This is a genomic window from Chitinophaga polysaccharea, from assembly GCF_007829335.1.
Lineage (GTDB): Bacteria > Bacteroidota > Bacteroidia > Chitinophagales > Chitinophagaceae > Chitinophaga > Chitinophaga polysaccharea_B.
In genome coordinates this window covers 25,265-45,504 of record NZ_VIWO01000016.1, presented here as the reverse complement: position 1 = coordinate 45,504, position 20,240 = coordinate 25,265, and the positions used below count along the sequence as shown (strand labels likewise).

The following is a 20,240-nucleotide window of genomic DNA, read 5'->3' as shown; positions in this document are numbered from 1 at the left end:
TATTTTATTCGAAATGCCTGTATGAATTTATAGCATCGCACTTTTAACCGAATATGTTACTATGCGTATTGAACGGAGAAAATTTTTAAGAAACGTAAGTCTTACGATGGCAGGTGCGCTCACGGTGCGCCTGCCGGTAGTAGGCCGGGCTATCCAGGATAGCCAGCACCGCCTGTTGACTACCACGCAGCCTCCTGCCGGGTGGATCGCTTCCCTGTATGAACGTGGCCAGGCTACCCGCTATCTGAAAAGCAGGAATGAATTGCAATACATTGGTATGCCGGTAGGCGGCATTATGTGCGGTACTGTATACCTCGGCGGCGACGGTCGTTTGTGGCTATGGGATATTTTCAATAAAAACCAGGAAGGTATTGAGCCGAAAGTCGTAGACTATAACGCCAATGTACTGGATGGTGGAAAGAAAGTACGCTCCCGCGATGGGGCTTGCTACATTGCTCCTTCTAAAGATATCCGTCCGCTGGACCAGGGATTTGCCCTGCAGCTGCGCTATGGTAATAAAACGGAGATACGGAAGCTGGATGAACACAGCTGGCCGGAGATCAGCTTCGAAGCCACCTACCCGATGGCTACCATCCGGTATATAGATCCAGCGTTACCGGTAGAAGTAACGCTGGAAGCCTTTTCGCCCTTCATTCCATTGAATGAAGATGATTCTGGGCTGCCGGTAACTATCCTGTCTTACAAAATAAAAAACAAGAGCAATACGCCGGTTACCGCCACTATCATGGGATGGCTGGAAAACAAAACTGCGCTGTATTCCGCCGCCGCCGCGCATGAGCGGGTAAACACCGTGGTAAATGGTACCGGGTGGAGAGGCGTTAACGCCATCATCCGTACGAAAAGCGGAAGTAACGAAGCGCTCGAAAAACAGTTCGACTACGGTAATATGTGCCTCGCTGCCTTTGATAAGGCCGCCATGGCTAATTCCGCTATGCTGGAAGGGCCGCTGACCAACAAGAGTTTTACCCTGATGCCGGAAAAGCAAACCGTAAAAGATACCGGGGAGAAATTAACCGGCGCCGTGGCATTATACAATACGATACCACCGGGAAAGACTATACGAAATGACTTTGCTATCAGTTGGTATAGCCCTAACTTGCATTTCAACGGTATCCAGGGTGAAGGCCGTTATTATGCCAACAAGTTTGCCGACGCGATAGCGGTCATGGATTATGTAAACACTAATTACGAGCGCCTGAGCCGTGAAAGCCGCTTATGGAAAGATACCTGGTATGACGCGTCCTTACCCTGGTGGTTTATGGAGCGTACTTTCCTCAATATTTCCACGCTGGCTACTACCACGGCGCATCGTTTCCGCTCGGGCCGTTTCTGGGCCTGGGAGGGCGTAGGTTCCTGTGAAGGCACCTGCACGCACGTTTGGCAATATGCACAGGCGGTGGGCCGTATCTTCCCGGCATTAGAAAGGGATACGCGGGAACGGGTGGACTTGGGCATTGCGCTCCTGCCAGATGGGGGCATTCTTTTCCGCGGCGAAGCAGAGAAACGCCCGGCAATAGACGGACAGGCCGGTACTGTGCTGCGTATTTATCGTGAGCACCAGATGAGTAAAGACAGCGCTTTCCTGGAAAGGAACTGGTCTGGTATTAAGAAGGCCACGCTCTTTATTATTCGCCAGGACCGCAACGGCGATGGCATGGAAGACACGCCGATGGAGAATACGCTGGATGCCGTATGGGATGGTGAAATAGCCTGGATTGTAGGGTTGTGTATTGCTGCCGTAAAAGCTGCGGGCCTGATGGCTGCAGAAATGAACGACCAGGAATTTGCTGCTATCTGTAACGACTATACGGAGAAAGGCCGGCGTAACATGGAAACGCAGTTATTCAATGGCGAATACTTTATTCACCAACCGGATAAGGTAAAAGGAAGAACGGTAATTGGTTCTTATAACACTTGTCATATCGACCAGGTATATGGACAGAGCTGGGCTTTCCAGGTGGGCATGGACCGGGTGATTGACCGCGAAAAAACCTTGTCGGCATTAAAGGCTTTATACCGTTATAATTACAAAGCAGATGTAGGACCTTATATCGCTGCGCATCCGGGTGGGCGGCCTTATGCGCTCGCAGGTGAAGCAGGGATGATCCTGAATACCAATCCTAAAAATGAGCCTTATCCATTTGGGGTAAAAGATGCCTGGCAGCTGGGATATTTTAATGAATGTATGACCGGCTTTGAACACCAGGTGGCGGCTCATATGATGGCGGAAGGGATGACAGATGAAGCGCTGACCCTCACCCGCGCAGTGCACGACCGTTATCATGCTGCCAAGCGCAATCCTTTTAATGAAATAGAGTGCAGCGACCATTACGCCCGTGCCATGGCTAGCTACGGTACTTTCATTACTGCCAGCGGGTTCCAGTATCATGGCCCCAAAGGCTATATCGCTTTCGCTCCCGCTATAAATAAGAACAATTTCAAAGCCCCATTTGTGACGGCAGAAGGCTGGGGTACTTATTCGCAGCATAGAGAGCATCATGTCTTGCAGCTGAAATATGGTAAGGTGACCCTGAACACCCTTCGCTTTCAACATAGCGGCGTAAAGCAGGTGAAGTTGGGAAATAAGACAGTACCTTTTAAAGCAGAAAATGGATTTGTTACTATACAGCTGGATCAGCCGCTACAATTACAGGCCGGTCAGCAGCTCGACATTACAATGGTATAACAACTCCGTGCCGCCATGCAGGAAAAATAAAATACAGTACCTTACTGCCATAAATTTTTATCAATGGCAGCATTAAAATTGTTCATGGTACTGTTGGGATGTAAGCCAGATGGCCGTCATACAGAGCAGCATGATATATTCTTTGGTATTGGAAACCAGCTGAGAGACCTGATTCCTGATATGGAAGTATTCTGGCCGGAAGCTAAAGGGAAGTTACATATTGATGGTTTCCGGGAGGTGAATATAGTAGATGATCACCAGATCAGGGTGGTAGAGAGAAACGGACAGGAACCCGGCGACCGGCAACTGTTTTTCCTGAACCTGGGTGGATATAAGCCCAATGAGATGGAAGAGTTTCATTATAAAATACTCAGTGTACAAACAGATATCGGCGTCGCGATCCGGGCATCTAAAGAAACCGTCTTTTTTAAACATACCACTTTCGGGACCGCTACGTCTCACGTGGATGACAAGTATGGAGTGGACGTGGATGATGTTTATACCGTGAAAGATATACTGCCACTACATCTCAAAGAAAAATACACGCTGGAAATAACACCGGTATCAGAAGCAGTGGCGGATCAACTGCACCTGGGATATTTCCAGTTTAGTAAAATATAAATCATGATGGGAGCTGTTTTTCAGCAGGAAGAAGAATTAAATGACATGCTGGCACCACAGGGACGCATCATTGATATGAACCTCAGAGGAGAAGCGCTGGAAAAAATATTACACTAATGATCGTCCCTTTCATTTCCGGCATGGTATCTGTGCCGTAGACTACGAATTTTTATTCGGTGAAATGGATGACAATGACCACCCGTTCCGGTTTCCCGGGACGGGTTTTTTTATGCCATTAATTTTATTATTTTTAATAGTTGTAAAAATGACAATTAATAATTCCGCGTATGAAACATATTTACTGGTTTGTCCTGATATTACCTGTTGTTATTGGCGCTTGTCAGTCCAATAAGCCCGCTTCCACGGTAGAGGGTCCGCTCACAGAAGCGCAGCAGCGGTTGCCTGAAAACGCCGTCAGAGGGCTCAAATCCCGGGAAGGATTGGAAACGACCCTCTTTGCCAGTGAACCTGCCATTATGAATCCCACCAACATGGACATTGATGAAAAGGGGAGGGTGTGGATAACAGAAGCTTACAACTACCGCAATGAACTCAATCCCGGCCATCCCTATAAGCAGGCGGGCGACCGGATCATGATCCTGGAAGACCTGGATGGTGATGGCAAATCTGATACGGCTAAAGTATTTTACCAGGATACCTGTATTAATGCAGCACTGGGAATTTGTGTGCTGGGCAACAAAGTCATTGTCTCCTGTAGCCCCAACGTCTTTATTTTCACCGACACCGACGGCGATGATAAGGCTGATAAAAAAGAGCTGCTATTCCGCGGTATTGGGGGTATTCAGCATGATCATGCCATCCATGCCTTTACGTTTGGTCCGGATGGTAAATTGTATTTCAACTTTGGTAATGCAGGAGATAGTATCCTTGACAGGAACGGCAACGTTATTAGAGATGCAGAAGGGCGGCTGATTGCCAATAAAGGCACGCCTTACCGGCAAGGCATGATTTTCCGCTGCAATCTGGATGGAAGTGACCTGGAAGTGATGGCGCATAACTTCCGGAATAATTATGAAGTAGCAGTAGATGCTTTTGGTAACATGTGGCAGAGCGATAATGACGACGATGGTAACCGGGCGGTACGCATCAACTATATCCTGGAGCACGGTAACTATGGTTATACTGATGAGATGACCGGTGCTGGCTGGTCGAGCCGCCGTATGAATATGGAAGACTCTATTCCTTACCGGCACTGGCATCTGAATGATCCGGGTGTAGTGCCCAACCTGTTGCAAACGGGTGCTGGTTCACCTACAGGGATGGTGGTGTATGAAGGTGATTTATTACCTCCCGTGTTTCATAACCAGATGATCCATGGAGAGCCGGGACATAACGTAGTGCGTTCTTATCCCGTAAAAAAGCAGGGCGGAGGCTATACGGCTACTATCGAAAACATACTGGAAAGTGGTACCGACCAGTGGTTCCGTCCTTCCGACGTGGGAGTGGCTCCGGATGGTTCGTTGTTTGTGGCCGACTGGTATGATCCGGGCGTAGGTGGCCACCAGGTAGCTGATCTCGACAGAGGACGTATATTCCGCGTAGCTCCTGCCGGGAGCAAGTATAAAGTATCACCGCCGGTACTCAATACTGCTGCAGATGCAGTCACCGCATTAAAGAACCCCAATCTCAGTACCCGTTACCTGGCATGGACAAAGTTGCATAATATGGGCGCATCGGCAGAGAAAGACCTGGTGAACCTGTACCATAGCAATAATCCACGTTACCGGGCGCGTGCCCTTTGGTTGCTCAGCAAGTTGCCTAACGGTGCAGACTATATCAAAACAGCCTTGCGGGATAAAGATGAAGATATTCGTATTACGGCGATCCGTGCTGCAAAGGAAACGGGAGTGACTTACGGCAATATGCTGGTAACGGATCCCTCGCCGGCTGTGCGTCGCCAGGCCCTGCTGGCTATGTATCATAGTCATGAGGCTGATATGCCTGCCAACTGGGCGCTATTGGCAGCGCAGTACGATGGTAAGGATCGCTGGTACCTCGAAGCGCTGGGCATTGCAGCAGATAGTAATTGGGCGGCCTGCTTCGATGCCTGGCGGAAATTACCACCCAACAAACAACATCCCGAGGCAGACAATGACATTATCTGGCGCGCCAGAACGCCGGCAGCATTGCCGCTATTAGCCGCATTGATTCAACGTGACGAAAATGACCCCTTGCAAAATAAGCGCTATTTCCGGGCCTTCGACTTTTACCCCGCCAAAGAAAGTACGCCTGTGTTGTTGGGATTACTGAAAGGACATCATCCTAAACAGGATTATATCAATGCCCTGGCTTTTATGCAGCTGGATGCTGCCGCTTTGCCCAGGACCGGGGAAATGGCAAAACTGCTCCATAACGCGTTGCAGGTATTTAAAGACCATTCAGCGTTCATAGACCTGGTGCGGAAGTATAAGCTACGCGACCAGAATGAAACACTGTTACAAACGATCCTCCATAACCCGGCAAATGAAATACAGGGTTATGCCATGAAAACGCTGCTCGAATGCGGCGGTCAACCGTTGGTGATGAAGCGCCTTCAGGGCAAAGACACTGCCGCCGCCTTTATCCTGGTGGAAGCCATGGGTAAAGCCCAGGACCGGCCTAACCGTGAGTTGCTGACCACCCTTATTCGTAATAAAGTATATCCGGCCCCGTTACGTGAGCTGGCTGCCCGCAACCTGGGTCGTGGATGGGATGGATACGCTGATTTATGGAGCCTGGTAGAACGTAAATTATTGCCGGCTGACCTGGATACGGTAACAAAAGATGTACTTACCCATGCCTGGCGTCAGGATGTGAAAGCCAAAGCAGTAGCGTATTACGAGCCGGCCGTGGTAAATAAAGCATTACCGCCTGTTGAAAAATTGCTGGTTATCAAAGGAGATATACCGAATGGCAAAAAGGTATTTGCCAGCTATTGCAGTTCCTGTCATTTAGCAGGAAACACCGGGGTGAATTTTGGCCCTGCCTTATCAGAAATCGGCAGTAAGCTACCCAAAAGCGCCATTTATGAGGCCATTATCCATCCTGATGCTGGTATCAGCTTTGGCTTTGAAGGTTACTTCTTCCAACTGAAAGACGGCTCACAGGTGTTGGGATATATTGCCAGTCAAACTGATGAGGAAATAGATGTGCGTATGGCAGGAGGACAAGGAGTGAAATTGAAGAAAAAGAATATTGCGTCCCGGAAAGCATACGAGCATTCGTTGATGCCTACTGGATTGGCTACTGCTATGTCGCAACAGGAACTGGCAGACCTGGTGGAATACCTGGCGGCCTTAAAAAAGTAGTGTAAACTGATTTAAAGCTAAGCCGCGCCGGTGCTCCTGGCGCGGCTTTTTATCGTTCCAGTATGGCGGTTACGCCCATGCCACCGGCAGTGCAAATAGATATGAGCGCCCGGCCGCTACCACGCTGCTGTAATATTTTGGCCGTTTGTGCTACAATGCGGGCGCCGGTGGCCGCAAAGGGATGGCCGATGGCTACACTGCCACCGTGGGTGTTGAGTTTTCTGCGGTCGATACTGCCGAGCGGTGTATCCCAACCCAGTTGTTTACAGTAGGCGGCATCTTCCCAGGCTTTGAGGGTACAAAGCACTTGCCCGCAAAACGCTTCATGAATTTCATATACATCGAAGTCCTGCAGGCGCAGGTGATTGCGTTTCAGCAAGCGGGCCACAGCATAGGTGGGCGCCATCAGCAGTCCTTCTCCATGTACATAATCAACAGCAGCTGATTCTGCATCTACCAGGTGAGCCTGCACCGGCCAATTTTGTTGCTGGGCGTATTCTTCGGAGGCAAGCAGGAGCGCCGCGGCACCGTCGGTATACAAGGTGCTGTTGCCGGCTGTCAGCGTACCGTTTCCGCTGAAGTCGAAGGCTGGCTTCAACGCGGCCAGTTTTTCAGGCGTAGTGTCTGCGCGTACAATGGTATCTCTTTTAGCTCCTTTGAAGGGTATTACCAGGTCATTAAAGAAACCGTCGTTATAAGCTTTGGCAGCGTTCATATGGCTTTGATAGGCCAGGGCATCCTGCTCTTGCCGGGTAATGCCCCATTCTTTTACCATCTTTTCGGTATGTTGGCCCATAGACAGACCTGTTCTGGGTTCTACGATAGAAGGATATACCGGGGCCAGGTCTTTGAACCGGATAGCCGCCAGTATTTTTAACCGTTCTCTGAAGGATTTGGCGGAGCGTAGATCTACCAGTTTCCAGGCCAGCTGTTGTTTAAACAGCAGGGGAATATCGCTGTTGGTGTCGCTGCCTCCGCTGATGCCGGTGTCTATTTGTCCGCAGGCAATGCGGAGACCGAGTTGTATGGTAGCATCGAGACTGGTGCCACAGGCTCTTTGCAGGTTATAGGCCGGCGTATGTGGATCGAGGGCGGTGCCCATGATACATTCCCTGGCGAAGTTCCATTCGGTAGAGCGGTTCAGCAGGGCGCCCAGGGCCACCTCCCCGATTCTTTTTCCTTCCAGTCCATAACGTGTAACGAGGGCGTTGAGACAGGTGGTCAGCATTTCCTGGTTGCTGATATGGTTATATTCCTTGAAGGATTTTACAAAAGGGATGCGTACTCCACCAATAATAGCGACCTTTTTCATAAGGAAATGCTTTTATTAAAGTTAACGAATCCGGGGTGATTTTCCTGTTCGCTATTGAACCTGCGTGTTCGTTAATGGACGGTGATAAGAATAGCATATGCCCGTCCCTGGCTATTTTGTATATTGGCCTGCTTTCTGTACAGCATTGGCGCACCGCATAAAAAGTAATGTATGATGCAACTTCACTGGTTTAAAACTGCCTGGAGAAATATTCACAGCAACCGCTTTTTTGCCTTCATTAATCTCATTGGGTTAACAGCAGGATTCGCAGGGGCTATGCTGATTTTTTGCCTGGTATATTATCATCTGAGCTTTGATAATTTTCACCTGGATGGAGACCGTATTTATCGCATGGTGTCTGCTTCTCATTATGAAGAGGACGATTATTCCCAGGGAGTACCACAACCTGTGGGGAAAGCTTTCCGCAATGACTATATTTATGGCGAGTATATCGCCATGCGCTCCAGCCTGGGAGAACCCCAGGTAACTGTTGGCAGCGGCGCCGCGAAAAAGATATTTAACAGTGAAGCGGCCTATGTGGAAGCCGACTATTTCCGGATTTTCAATTATCCTTTTATCCGCGGCAATGCGGCTGTGCTAACGGCGCCCGATCAGGCAGTGATTACAGAGAAGGAGGCAAAACGTTTTTTCCCCGGAAGAGATCCTGTAGGGCAGCAAATCGTTATTAATAACGGAAATGCCTATACGATAGCAGGTGTGCTGAAAGATATTCCGTCCAATACCAGCAACCGGCAGCAGCTATACCTGTCTTATGCCAATTATAGAAAAGCTAATCCATGGATGGGCGGAGATAGCAGTTGGGCCGCAGTATCCAGTGGCGTACAGTGTTTTGTAAAATTACGCCCGGGTATATCTGCCGCAGCGGTGGAGAAAGTATTCCCGGCATTTCTCTCCAAATATATATCCCCGGAAGGCGCCAAACATGCTTCATTGTTCTTGCAGCCCTTAAGCGATATTCATTTTAACAGGACTTATGACGGCCAGACAGAAAAAAAACAACTGTGGGTACTGGCTACAGTAGGCTTATTCCTGGTGCTTATGGCGGGGATCAATTTTGTGAACCTGGCTACCGCACGCTTGTTTTACCGTTCACGGGAAGCGGGTGTACGAAAAGTGCTGGGAAGCTCCCCGTCGCAAATACGCTGGCAGTTTATTACAGAAACGGCCATACTGGTGTTTACATCAACGATATTATCGCTGCTCACTGCTTATGCGGCACTGCCTTCGTTTAATCAATTATTTGATACCACCATTAGTTCCGCTGCTCTTTACCAGCCTGTTTTTATAGGGTTTTCCCTGGCACTTTTTGTAACAGTATCCTTGCTCGTAGGTTATTACCCCGGTACATTATTGTCGCGCTTAAAACCGGCAGAAACCATCAGGGGAAAGCTGGGCGTGGCCCGTACAGCAGGCGTACCGCTACGCAAGGTATTGGTGGTGTCGCAATTTGCAATTGTATTGTTTATGATCAGTTGCACCCTGATCATCTCCCGGCAAATGAAGGCATCCATGGATACCGATATTGGCTTTAATAAAACCGGTATTGTGATGGTAGATGTGCCCAACCAGGATCTATCGGTCATTGAAACTATCCGCCAGCGTGTGGGGATGCTGGCAGGTGTAAACGGACTCAGTTTCTGTTACTCCTCGCCCATGTCTAACATGTATAACCTGAATGATTTTGAGTTTGAAAATGCTACTGCGAAAACGGGCTTCCGTATCAATGAAAAGGCAGCAGACACCAGTTACCTGCACACTTTTGGCCTGCATCTGGTAGCCGGCAGGAATATGACCGGGGGAGATACAGCGGCCACCTGCCTGGTGAATGAAACGTTTGTAAAACGAATGAAATATACACCGGAGCAAATACTGGGAAGAAAGATGACCGCGTTTGGTAGAAAAGTTGTTATTACGGGTGTGGTGAAGGATTTCCATACAAACGATTTTCATGAAGAGATAGCGCCGGTGTGCCTGGTGAGCAATTATCGGTCTTACGGGAGGTGCGCGGTAGCGATGGATATGCGGAAGGCAAAGCAACTGTTGCCCGCCATGGAGAAGGTTTGGAAGGAGGTATTTCCCGATTATGGGTGGTCTTATAATTTCCTGGACGATAACATCCGTGATATGTATCATGCGGAGGAAACGTTGCTGAAGCTGATACAGATTTTTTCTTCCCTGGTTATCCTGGTAGGTTGTATCGGCTTATTTGGTATGGTATCATTTATAGCCGTACAGAGAAAAAAAGAGATAGGCGTAAGGAAGGTGTTGGGCGCAAGCGTTACTTCCATCCTGTGGTTGTTTATGAAAGAGTTTCTGCAGTTACTGTTAATGGCATTGCTGGTGGCTATCCCTGTAGCCTGGTATGTAATGCATCAGTGGTTGCAGGATTTTGCCTTCCGGGTTACTTTGAAGCCCGGCTATTTCGTAATGCCGGTGTTGATAACAACGGTATTGGTACTGCTGACTATTAGTGTGAAATCGGTAAGAGCTGCCTTGTCAAACCCAGTGCATAGTTTGAAGAATGAATAAACGTCAAATGATGCTTCCGGGCTATAGCATTAGCGTTTACAAGGCGTAAATATGATTTACCGGGTTCGGTACTGGTTGTCCCTGGAATGCGGCAATAATATTTTGTGCAGCAATGCGCGACATGGCATTGCGCGTTTCTACTGTAGCAGATCCGATATGCGGTAGCACCGCTACTGTAGGCATTTGCAGCAAAGGGTTATCGGGGTGCATGGGTTCCGGGTTGGTTACATCAAGGCCGGCGCCCCATATCTGCCCGGTTTCCAGGGCGGCGATGAGGTCTGTTTCATGGTGGATACCACCCCTGGCGGCATTGATAAAAATGGCGGAAGGCTTCATTTTCGCGAATGCGGCTTTGTCGAATTTCTCTTTAGTTTCCGGCGTGAGAGAGGTATGTACGCTGAGTACATCGCTCTGTTCGAGCAGCTCGTCGAAGCTCACCCATTGGGCGTCCAGCGCTTTTTCGGCAGCTTCATTGCGATGCCGGTTACAGTAAATAATCTTCATGTCAAATGCTGCGCGGCATCGCTGGGCCATTACACTGCCTATGTTGCCGAGTCCCCAGATGCCTAATGTTTTTCCTTCTATATCTACACCCAGGTTGGCCGTAGGAGAGGAGAAACCCCACTCGCCGTTGAGGATTCTTTTATGATGAAAAAATGCTTTCCTGGCTACGGCGAGCATCAGCAGGAAAGCGTTATCGGCAGTGGCATTACTAAGTACGCCGGGTGTGTTGGTAATTTGTATACCTAGTTCGGTGGCGGCTTTCAGGTCTACGTTGTCGTAGCCTACGGATAGCAGGCTGATTATTTTCAGGTGCCGGCAATGTTCCAGTAGTGGGCGGTCAATTTTCCTGCCCCCGGCAAATAGCAAGGCATCGTTTTCCTTACATTTTGCAATCATCTCCTCTAGACTCATTTCCCGCGGTTCACTCCACTGAGTAACGGTAATGCCTGCATGCGCCAGTAAGGCAAGGCCTTCTTCGGGAATAACCCGGGTGGTAAATACCTTCATACATCTATTGCTTTAATATCGGGTAAATTACATGCTGCCGGCGCTCGCTGCAGCGAGCTTGCGATGCAATTGCTTTTTCCGGACATGTGTATTTCTTTTCCATGCTTTCCATAATTCAAACCATAGTACGGCAGTGGCGCCTAAACCGGTACAGATAAGCAGTTGCGGTAGCTGTAAGGCAGCTATACTAAAGAAGTTTGCTATTGGTGGTACATACAGCATGATAGCCAGTAACACGAGGGTAATACAGATAACGCCTATCATCATTTTATTGCGATTGCGCATACTGTGTATAAAAGAATAATAGAATGAGCGGTTTACCAAAGTAAGGAAAATATTGGCAAGTACCAGGGTGGTAAATACCATGCTGCGGGTGTTAATCTCGGAATAGCCCATAGTTACGCTCCACTGGTAAGCCCCCAGAACGCCTGCAGTAATCAGCAATCCCTGCAGGATGCTGATATTCATTTCCCTGAACGAGAGGAAGGTTTGTGTGATAGGTCGTGGTGGCAGCTGCATGGCATTTTCCTCCATTGGTTCATTTTCATATACAATAGAACAGGTAGGCCCCATGATTACCTCGAGGAAGATAACATGTACCGGCGTAAATATATTCGGATAGATCCATCCCAGGAATAAGGGTACTGACACCGTGAGAATAATGGGAATGTGGATAGAAATAATATACTGTATTGCTTTTTTAATATTCGTATAAATCCGGCGTCCTATGGCGATGGCGTCTACCATGCCACTCAGGTCATCGTTTACCAGGATGAGTGCTGCCGCTTGTTTGGCTATTTCCGTTCCTTTTTTACCCATGGCGATGCCGATATGTGCGGCTTTTAATGCCGGGCCGTCGTTGACGCCATCGCCGGTCATGGCCACTACTTCCTGGTCGGATTTCAGGGCATTGATAGCGGCCAGTTTAGCTTCGGGGAACATGCGCGTAAAAATATTAACCGATTGCAGGGTATCCTTCATTTCCTCCTCCGCCATTTGCATCAGCGCATCGCCATTTATGGCTTTATCGGCATGCTGCAGTCCTGCTTGTTGGGCAATAGCTTTGGTAGTAACCGCATTATCGCCGGTAATGATTTTCACCACGATGCCTGCCTGGTAGAACTGTTGGAAAACCTTTTCTATGTTGGCCTTTGGCGGATCGTAGAAGGCCAGCAACCCCAGGAAAACAAAAGGAAATTCCTGCTGTGTAGCCGGAAACTGATCGCCGGTAAATTCGGCGTTCGCTACACCCAGCACCCGGTATCCTTTGCCGGCAAGGGTATTCACCTGGTCCAGCATTTGTTTTTTTTCTGTTTCGGGGAGATGAGATACGGCAATAATAGCTTCCGGTGCTCCTTTCGCTGCCACGATGCGCTGACCTGCTTTGTTGCCAAAAATATGCGTCATCATGGGAGGTTTACCTTCCAACGGATATTCATGGATGATTTCATACTCCGGGCGTTCGTCTTTGGATGTTACCTTTTCGTATAGTCGATGCAGTGTTTTTTCCATGGGGTCGAAAGGTACCGGTTCGCTGGCCCACATGGCCATGGTGATAACATCGGCCGGAAGATCGTCTTCACCGTATAAGGTAAGATCCGCGGCGCTGTAGATAGCATGCAAACTCATCTTATTTTCAGTGATAGTGCCTGTTTTATCGGTGCAGATAATCGTGGCGCTACCCAATGCTTCTACCGTGCGTATCTTTTTTACGATGATACCCATTTGCATGAGTCGCCGGGAACCCAACGCCATAAAGGTGGTAAAGGCCACAGGTATTTCTTCGGGCAGGATAGACATGGCCAGGGTGAGGCCTTTCAGCAGGCTGTCGGCCAGGCTGCCGCTGCGGATATAATTAAACAGCCATACTGCCAGGAATACCACCACCCCGACAATAGCCATCCATTTCACGAACTGGCGGATTTGCAATTGCAGCAAGGTAGGTTCTTCTTTAATGTCCAGTATCGCCTGTCCCAGCTGTCCTATTTTCGTTTGCGCCCCTACCTGCGTTACTTCGCAGATGGCCAGTCCGGATACCACCAGGGTGCCGCTATATACTTTGTTGTCTTCGTCATCGGGTTGTTTGGATACGGCAAAGGCTTCACCGGTGAGCGCCGATTCATTGACCGAAAAATCGTTGGCATGTACGATGATGCCATCGGCATTGATGGTATTGCCTTCTGATATCATGAGCATGTCGCCGGTAACAATTTCGCTGGTGGGGATATTGGTGAGCTGGCCGTTACGGATAACCTTGCTAAGCGGCTCATTCAATTTTTGGAGGGCGTCCAACGCCTTACGGCTGCGGCTGTCCTGGTAAAAGGAAATGCCCGATACAAGCGCAATGGCCGCCAGCATGAAATAGGCCTCGCCCAGTTCACCCATGACAAAGTAAATAGCCGTTACCGCGATGAGCAGCACCAGCATGGGCTCGTCTATTATTTCTCTAAGTATATGTGTCAACAGGTTGCCATCTGGAACGGGAGGGGTATTGCTGCCATATTGTTCCCTGGAAGCGGCTACTGCTGCGTCGTCCAGTCCATGGATATTTTCCGGTAAATTAATTTGTCCAATCATATAGGATCTTTTAGGGTGATAGCCGTGTACTAAATTTACGAATTATGTAATTCATCTTTTTATTACCATCTTTATTGCCTCATACGATTTAACAGTGAAACAAATGAAAAAGCAAGTGATACTGGCGGGGCTGTTGCTATGCCTGTCTTCTACGTTATTGGCACAGGATTTTCCGGCCATACAGCAACTGGCGCAGCGCAGGGTTCCCTGGCTGGCCAAATCGCTGGTTTTGAAAAATATACCGGCGGAGAATGATAAAGATGTTTTTGACATTACGACCCCTGGAAAGCAGGTGCAGATCAGCGCTTCCAGTCCCAGCGCCGCCGCCGCAGGCCTCAACTGGTACCTCAAGTATTATTGCCACCGCGCTATGTCGCATATGGGCGACAACCTGGCGCCTGTATCTCCCTTACCGGCAGTAAAAGAAAAAGTACACATCAACACCAGCTACGACTACCGCTATGCACTCAATTACTGCACCATCAGCTATACCATGAGTTATTATAACTGGAAAGACTGGGAGCGGGAGCTCGATTGGATGGCGCTCAACGGGGTAAATGTGATGCTGACTACCATGGGAACCGAAGCTGTATGGCAGCATACGCTGGAGCGCCTGGGCTATACGCCGGAGGAAGCGCGCCGCTTTGTAGCCGGACCAGGTTTTACCGCCTGGTGGCTCATGGGTAACCTCGAAAGCTGGGGAGGACCGGTGACCCAGCGAATGATAGACCAGCAAACCCACCTGGAGAAGCAGATACTGACCCGTATGAAAAATATGGGCATCGCCCCGGTAATGCAAGGCTTCTATGGTATGATCCCGGTAAACCTGAAAAAGAAAATGCCGCTGAAAGTGATTGAACAAGGCAAATGGGCAGGTGGCTTTCAGCGTCCCGATTTCCTTGTGCCAGGCGACAGCAACTTTACCCGTATTGCCGGCATTTACTACGAAGAGATGAAGAAATTATATGGCAACGAGATCCATTTTTTTGCCGGTGATCCTTTTCATGAAGGAGGTATCAGCAAAGGAGTAGATGTAACCGCCGCTGCCGCAACCATCCAGCAAACCATGCTGGCGCATTTCCCGGGCAGCACCTGGGTATTGCAGGGCTGGCAGGCTAATCCTTCCAGTGCCTTACTGGCGGGACTCGATAAGTCGAAAGTGCTGGTACAGGAACTTTTCGGAGAAAATACTGCCAACTGGGACACCCGCAAAGGATATGAAGGCACGCCCTTTATCTGGTGCAGTGTGAATAACTTTGGCGAGAAGCTGGGATTGTACGGTAAGCTGCAGCGGTTTGCAGATGAAACCTGGAGAGCGGCTCATAGTCCCTATGCCAGCCTGTTTAAGGGTACTGGTATTATGCCGGAAGGTATTCACAACAACCCGGTGGTATTTGACCTGATGCTGGAACTGGCCTGGCGCCCGGAAAAAACAGACGTAAAAGAGTGGATAAAATCATATGTGCGTTACCGTTATGGCAGCGATAACGCCGATTTGCAGGCTGCCTGGCAAGGCTTGCTGGCCACTGCATATAGCAGTTTTCCACAATACCAGGAAGGTCCCAGCGAGTCGATTTTCTGTGCGCGGCCTACCTTAACGGATCGCCCGGTATCATCGTGGGGCACCCGCAAACGGAATTACAACGCAGCCGATTTTGCCGCTGCGGTGGCCACTTTCCTGAAAGCGGCGCCCAGGATGAAAAACAATGCCACCTATGACATTGATGCCATAGATTTCCAGCGACAGGTGAATGCCAATAAGGGGGAGGAGATCTATACCGCCATGGTGGCTGCCTATGAGCGGAAAGACCTGGCCGCTTTTCGACAAAGCGCTGCCAGCTTCCTGGCGCTGATAGCGCAACAGGACCTGCTGCTGAGCGGTAACCCGCACTTCCGGCTGGACACTTGGGTAAATGCCGCCAGGAACCTGGGACAAACACCCGCGGAAAAAGCTTTGCTGGTAAAGAACGCCAAAACTCAGATCACTTATTGGGGACCAGATAACCCGGATACGGATTTGCATGAATATGCCAATAAGGAATGGGGGGGACTTCTGCGCAGTTATTATCTGCCCCGTTGGAAAATGTATATAGCCGCATTAACCAGTCAACTGGAAGGCAAGCAGGTGCCGCCAACAGATTTCTTTAATTGGGAAAAGCAATGGACTTCCCGGTAATGCAGTATTGGTATCTTATAAATATAGCCCTTAGTGTTAAATTTAGTTAAGGACAACCTGTCTGACGGTGGTACGGCATGGAGATTGTGGCCCTTGTATTCCTACACACGATCTGTCACATTAACTGTCAGCATGCTATGGAGGAATCGGCCGGGATTAAGCGCTTTGTAAATTATCTTACAGCGGATAAGTGGGTGGCAGTGGCCATCTGTTTCATTACGGTATTAAGACTTTCTTTTATCTGGTTAATGGGGCCTATGCCCCAGGATGCCTATTATTACTTTTACGGGCAGCATTTTGCCCTTTCCTATTTCGATCATCCTCCAGCGATTGCCTGGATTTTGCGGGCTTTTACAGACCTTTTCGGACGGCACGTGTTTGTAATCAAGCTGGCCGACACCCTGGTAACGGCAGGCACTCTGCTGGTGTTTTACCGGCTGGCCCGGTGTTTCCTGCCCAGGGAGCGGGCCTGGAATGCCTGGCTGCTACAGTATGCCACGCTGATGGTAACGATATTGTCGCTCATTTCTACGCCGGACGTACCGCTGTTGTTCTTCTGGTCGTTGTCGTTGCTGGCCATGTACAAAGCGCTGTTTGAGCGGCGCCGGATGTACTGGATCTGGTCGGGCATTGCCATGGGACTTACGTTCGACAGTAAGTATACGGCGTTATTCCTGCCGGCGGGCGCCGTGTTATTTTTATTATTGTCGCGGGAACACCGGCGCTACCTGTGGTCTGGTGGCTTTTTGCTGAGTATCCTGTTTTTTGCAATTACCATCTTACCGGTGGTGATCTGGAATGTAGATAACCAGTTTGCCTCTTTCCGATTCCAATCGTCTGAACGGGTAGGAGGAGTGGAGTTGCACCCGTTAGACTTTTTCGGCGTTATCGGACACCAGGCAGCCATATTGTTACCGGTATTGTTGGGCGTTTTATGTTATTATCTCTGGAAATTTGTTCGTAAATACGGGGTACATCTTGGCCGCATTCCTGCGCGGCACCTGTTCCTGTTATGCTTTTTTGTGCCTATTTGCGGCCTGTTTACCGTGATATCACCTATATATTGGGTAAAGATCAATTGGATGATGCCTGCTTATATCACCGGCATCATCTGGGTGAGCACCTGGCTTACGTTTAAGTATATACGGTGGCAGTGGATTTGTTCACTGGTAGTGCATGCGGCCCTGGCTGTGGAAGTGCTGTTATACCCGGTGCCTATCCATTCCGATGATACGATGATAGGCTGGAAGGGCCTGGGAGATGGGGTAAAAACATTGTCGGCCAGTTACCCTGATGATTTTATTTTTTCGGCAGATGATTATAAAACCAGTGCCATGCTCAACTTATATCTTGGCCGCATGGTATATTCCCGCAATGTGATTGGGGAAAACGCATTGCAATTCGATTTTATAGGCACTGATTTGAATACCCTCAAAGGTAAAAACGCTCTTTTTATTAATTCTCTCACCGATGTAGATGATGATAAAGATGAAGTCGCTTTTACGGATGAGTTAGCTCCGTTTTTTGGTTCCGTCACACCGCTGCCTGCGATTGTTGTTACCCAAAACGGCCATGTAGTAAGGAAATTCCTGGTATACCGCTGCCTGGATTACCGTCCTCCTATGGACACCGATGATCACCGTCATCCCGAAAAATGATGAATGTCATTCCGACAGGTAATGCGCATCATTGTTCAACAACATGCGCGGGCCTAATTTTACATCATTGAATTTCTAACCGGATCATCATCATACTAAGATAAAATAGTGAACGGAGAGGTGCTGTTGTAAAGTATCACCGTTAAAAGCGGTGATACTTTTCCTGGTATCTTTAAAATTGCAAATTATGTTTAGTGGTTTGACTCCTACTTCCAGGCAACGCAGGTTTTGTGAAGGCTTTCTCTTTTTCCCGATTAAGCATCTGCGTAAATACGGACATTTCATTTTCAGGCAATATGGAGGTCATGCGGGCGTGAAATCGTTGCTGGATATGAAGTTGGGTGCACTGGACTTTAATACCCGGTATGCAGAAAGTATCCAGCAGTGTATTACCGAAGAAGCAGCGCCTAAAGCCCTGCGGGTATTGGATAAGATGGAAGCGGCCTATGCCAGGATGCAGGCAGCAGGAGCGCCGGTAACAGGGGTTTACCAGGATTTCAATGAGTTGTTTATTCACTACTACCGTGAGGTGATGGTATATCATAACGTGGTGTTGCGGAACCTGAAGGAAGAGCTGAAGCCGGTGCTGAAGCCTAAAATCACGGATGGAACGACTGCAGTGGCCGGGTATGATCACATACATAAAGTAGCTAAACTGGTCAAGGAGTTTTTAATACAGAGCAAAACGATATTGACTTTACTGGATGATTTTGTGGAAAAGGAAAACAATTTCCCTGCTGCTTACAGCCACAAGGAAATTGTATTGCTGGTAAACGATATCAGGCAGTTATATTTTACGCAGAAAGACCTGGTACAGCTGTTAAAGAGCTGGGCCAGAGACAAAGACATACATGGACTTCAAACGTATTACAATTAGCCTTTGATATGGCGCATGAACTGCTGAAAGATCCTACCCATGCTGAATTTATTGAATGGTGCAGTGCATGGATCAGGATACTGAAAACCTTGAGAGCGGAAAATGCAGCGTTAATTAACCAGTTGGCGGATGCATTAAAAGAAACCGCACGCCGTTCTTTCATAGAACAGGCGGAGGAATTTCAGTTGTTGATGTTGTCCAGGGAACAGTCTATGATATTATTGAGGCACGAGATAAATGAGCAGATGGAATGGCTGGAAAAGCAGCCCATTGGCGTACCTGCCCCTCATTTGTATGAGGTGTTGAAAGGAGATGTAGAGGGAATGGTACAGGAGCATGATAGGGTGAGGGTTGCTTTTCTGGTCTTTATTAACCAAGGGGTTAGTTAACCAGGTCCGTGAGTTTTTTGATCGACAGGGAGGCAATCTGTCCTTCTTTTAAGGCAATCAGTTGCTCGTCCCGGAAATCGCCCAGGGTGCGTATCAGCGACTCTTTGGCCACGCCTGCTACGGCGGCCAGGTTTTCCCGGCTGATGTCTATAGTAAAATGTTTACTGCCGGTGCTGTTATATTTCTTATCCAGCATCAACAATGCTTCTGCCACTTTTTTACGCAACGAATTATAAGCCAGCCCAATCAGCTGCTGTTCTTTTTCAACCATTTCCTTCGACAATAACTGGATGAATTTCCCCAGAACTTCGGGGTTGCTGCTAATCAGCTGCTCGAAGTCTTTCTGGGGGATAATAGCCAGCAGGCTTTCTTCCATGGCTTCTGCATTTTCCTGGTAGTTGCCACCTTCCAGTAACGCATTATACCCCAGGAAATCCCCTTCATTGTACAACCCGATAATCAGCTCCTTTCCATCATCATTACGTTTATACGTTTTTATCTTTCCCTGCAGGATATAGTACAGGTATTCGGGCCGGTTGCCGGCGGTATAAATGTTTTGTTTCTTTTTGTACAGGTGGGTATTCCTGTCCTCCCGCAGGCGGGACAGGTGTTCATCGCCGGTGCTGGCAGACAGCAGTACTTTTACGCCGTGTAAGCCGGTAACACTGGTGTCTTTAATTTCAGCGCATCTTTTCAGCCGGCTTTCGATGGCGCTCAGCAGCTCTGTTCCTTCAAAGGGTTTAGTGATATAATCATCGGCGCCCATTTCCATACCCTTGCGGACGTCGCCCCGTTCCGCTTTGGCCGACAGGAAAATAAAAGGCGTGGTTTGCAACGCTTTGTTTTTATGGAGCATATGTAGTACCCCAAATCCGTCGAGTACCGGCATCATAATATCGCATACGATCAGGTCGGGATGATGTTCCAGGGCCTTGGCCACGCCTTCTTTCCCGTTGGCAGCGGTAATTACCTCGTAGTTGGCCAGCTCCAGGATTTCGGCCACATTTTCGCAAATAGCGGTATTATCTTCTATCAACAGGATTTTTTGCATGTT

12 protein-coding genes are annotated in these 20,240 nt (G+C 48.7%); 8 read left to right on the top strand and 4 right to left on the bottom strand.

Features of this window, described 5'->3' with window-relative positions; genetic code table 11:
• The first annotated feature begins 61 nt into the window (after window positions 1-61).
• From FHW36_RS29695 to FHW36_RS29685, 3 genes are all read left to right on the top strand, one after another.
• Window positions 62-2,707 carry a GH116 family glycosyl-hydrolase gene (locus tag FHW36_RS29695; RefSeq protein ID WP_145675078.1) on the top strand — a complete coding sequence of 882 codons (2,646 nt, stop codon included), beginning with the start codon at window positions 62-64 and terminating at the stop codon, window positions 2,705-2,707.
• 63 nt (window positions 2,708-2,770) lie between these two features.
• A complete protein-coding gene (locus tag FHW36_RS29690) occupies window positions 2,771-3,328 on the top strand; it encodes a DUF1543 domain-containing protein (RefSeq protein ID WP_145675074.1) in 558 nt (185 codons plus the stop codon).
• A 287-nt stretch (window positions 3,329-3,615) separates the two neighbouring features.
• Window positions 3,616-6,636, top strand: coding sequence for a PVC-type heme-binding CxxCH protein (locus tag FHW36_RS29685; RefSeq protein WP_145675067.1), 3,021 nt, complete (start codon window positions 3,616-3,618; stop codon window positions 6,634-6,636).
• Between the two features lie 49 nt (window positions 6,637-6,685).
• Here FHW36_RS29685 and FHW36_RS29680 read toward each other — a convergent pair whose 3' ends face one another.
• Window positions 6,686-7,948, bottom strand: a complete 1,263-nt coding sequence (locus FHW36_RS29680; protein WP_145675065.1) for an acetyl-CoA C-acetyltransferase — start codon at window positions 7,946-7,948, stop codon at window positions 6,686-6,688.
• Window positions 7,949-8,119: 171 nt separating this feature from the next.
• Here FHW36_RS29680 and FHW36_RS29675 point away from each other — a divergent pair, with 171 nt between their 5' ends.
• Window positions 8,120-10,498, top strand: coding sequence for an ABC transporter permease (locus FHW36_RS29675; protein ID WP_145675064.1), 2,379 nt, complete (start codon window positions 8,120-8,122; stop codon window positions 10,496-10,498).
• 36 nt (window positions 10,499-10,534) lie between these two features.
• Here FHW36_RS29675 and FHW36_RS29670 read toward each other — a convergent pair whose 3' ends face one another.
• Together FHW36_RS29670 and FHW36_RS29665 are read right to left on the bottom strand one after the other, a co-directional pair.
• Complete coding sequence (locus FHW36_RS29670; protein ID WP_145675062.1) at window positions 10,535-11,509, bottom strand: 2-hydroxyacid dehydrogenase; 975 nt, start codon at window positions 11,507-11,509, stop codon at window positions 10,535-10,537.
• 27 nt (window positions 11,510-11,536) lie between these two features.
• Window positions 11,537-14,086: a cation-translocating P-type ATPase gene (locus FHW36_RS29665; protein WP_145675060.1), complete on the bottom strand. Its 2,550-nt coding sequence runs from the start codon at window positions 14,084-14,086 to the stop codon at window positions 11,537-11,539.
• 103 nt (window positions 14,087-14,189) lie between these two features.
• Here FHW36_RS29665 and FHW36_RS29660 point away from each other — a divergent pair, with 103 nt between their 5' ends.
• The 4 genes from FHW36_RS29660 (at window position 14,190) to FHW36_RS29645 (ending at window position 19,186) form a co-directional block, all read left to right on the top strand.
• Entirely contained in the window at window positions 14,190-16,262 is a 2,073-nt protein-coding gene (locus FHW36_RS29660; protein WP_145675058.1) for an alpha-N-acetylglucosaminidase, read from the top strand.
• A gap of 137 nt (window positions 16,263-16,399) precedes the next feature.
• Window positions 16,400-17,920, top strand: a complete 1,521-nt coding sequence (locus FHW36_RS29655; RefSeq protein ID WP_186452677.1) for an ArnT family glycosyltransferase — start codon at window positions 16,400-16,402, stop codon at window positions 17,918-17,920.
• A 187-nt stretch (window positions 17,921-18,107) separates the two neighbouring features.
• On the top strand, window positions 18,108-18,797 hold the full coding sequence (locus FHW36_RS29650; protein ID WP_145675054.1) for a hypothetical protein: 690 nt from the start codon (window positions 18,108-18,110) through the stop codon (window positions 18,795-18,797).
• Between the two features lie 8 nt (window positions 18,798-18,805).
• Complete coding sequence (locus FHW36_RS29645) at window positions 18,806-19,186, top strand: hypothetical protein (protein WP_145675052.1); 381 nt, start codon at window positions 18,806-18,808, stop codon at window positions 19,184-19,186.
• On the opposite strand, the gene FHW36_RS29640 is transcribed toward FHW36_RS29645, so the two are convergent.
• Entirely contained in the window at window positions 19,179-20,237 is a 1,059-nt protein-coding gene (locus FHW36_RS29640) for a response regulator (protein WP_145675051.1), read from the bottom strand. The two genes, FHW36_RS29645 and FHW36_RS29640, sit on opposite strands and share 8 nt — an antisense overlap.
• Between the last annotated feature and the right edge of the window lie 3 nt (window positions 20,238-20,240).

Coding starts and splice junctions, on each gene's coding strand:
- FHW36_RS29695 (WP_145675078.1), top strand. CDS start 62: ATGCGTATTGAACGGAGAAAATTTTTAAGAAACGTAAGTCTTACGATG.
- FHW36_RS29690 (WP_145675074.1), top strand. CDS start 2,771: ATGGCAGCATTAAAATTGTTCATGGTACTGTTGGGATGTAAGCCAGAT.
- FHW36_RS29685 (WP_145675067.1), top strand. CDS start 3,616: ATGAAACATATTTACTGGTTTGTCCTGATATTACCTGTTGTTATTGGC.
- FHW36_RS29680 (WP_145675065.1), bottom strand. CDS start 7,948: ATGAAAAAGGTCGCTATTATTGGTGGAGTACGCATCCCTTTTGTAAAA.
- FHW36_RS29675 (WP_145675064.1), top strand. CDS start 8,120: ATGATGCAACTTCACTGGTTTAAAACTGCCTGGAGAAATATTCACAGC.
- FHW36_RS29670 (WP_145675062.1), bottom strand. CDS start 11,509: ATGAAGGTATTTACCACCCGGGTTATTCCCGAAGAAGGCCTTGCCTTA.
- FHW36_RS29665 (WP_145675060.1), bottom strand. CDS start 14,086: ATGATTGGACAAATTAATTTACCGGAAAATATCCATGGACTGGACGAC.
- FHW36_RS29660 (WP_145675058.1), top strand. CDS start 14,190: ATGAAAAAGCAAGTGATACTGGCGGGGCTGTTGCTATGCCTGTCTTCT.
- FHW36_RS29655 (WP_186452677.1), top strand. CDS start 16,400: ATGGAGGAATCGGCCGGGATTAAGCGCTTTGTAAATTATCTTACAGCG.
- FHW36_RS29650 (WP_145675054.1), top strand. CDS start 18,108: ATGTTTAGTGGTTTGACTCCTACTTCCAGGCAACGCAGGTTTTGTGAA.
- FHW36_RS29645 (WP_145675052.1), top strand. CDS start 18,806: ATGGCGCATGAACTGCTGAAAGATCCTACCCATGCTGAATTTATTGAA.
- FHW36_RS29640 (WP_145675051.1), bottom strand. CDS start 20,237: ATGCAAAAAATCCTGTTGATAGAAGATAATACCGCTATTTGCGAAAAT.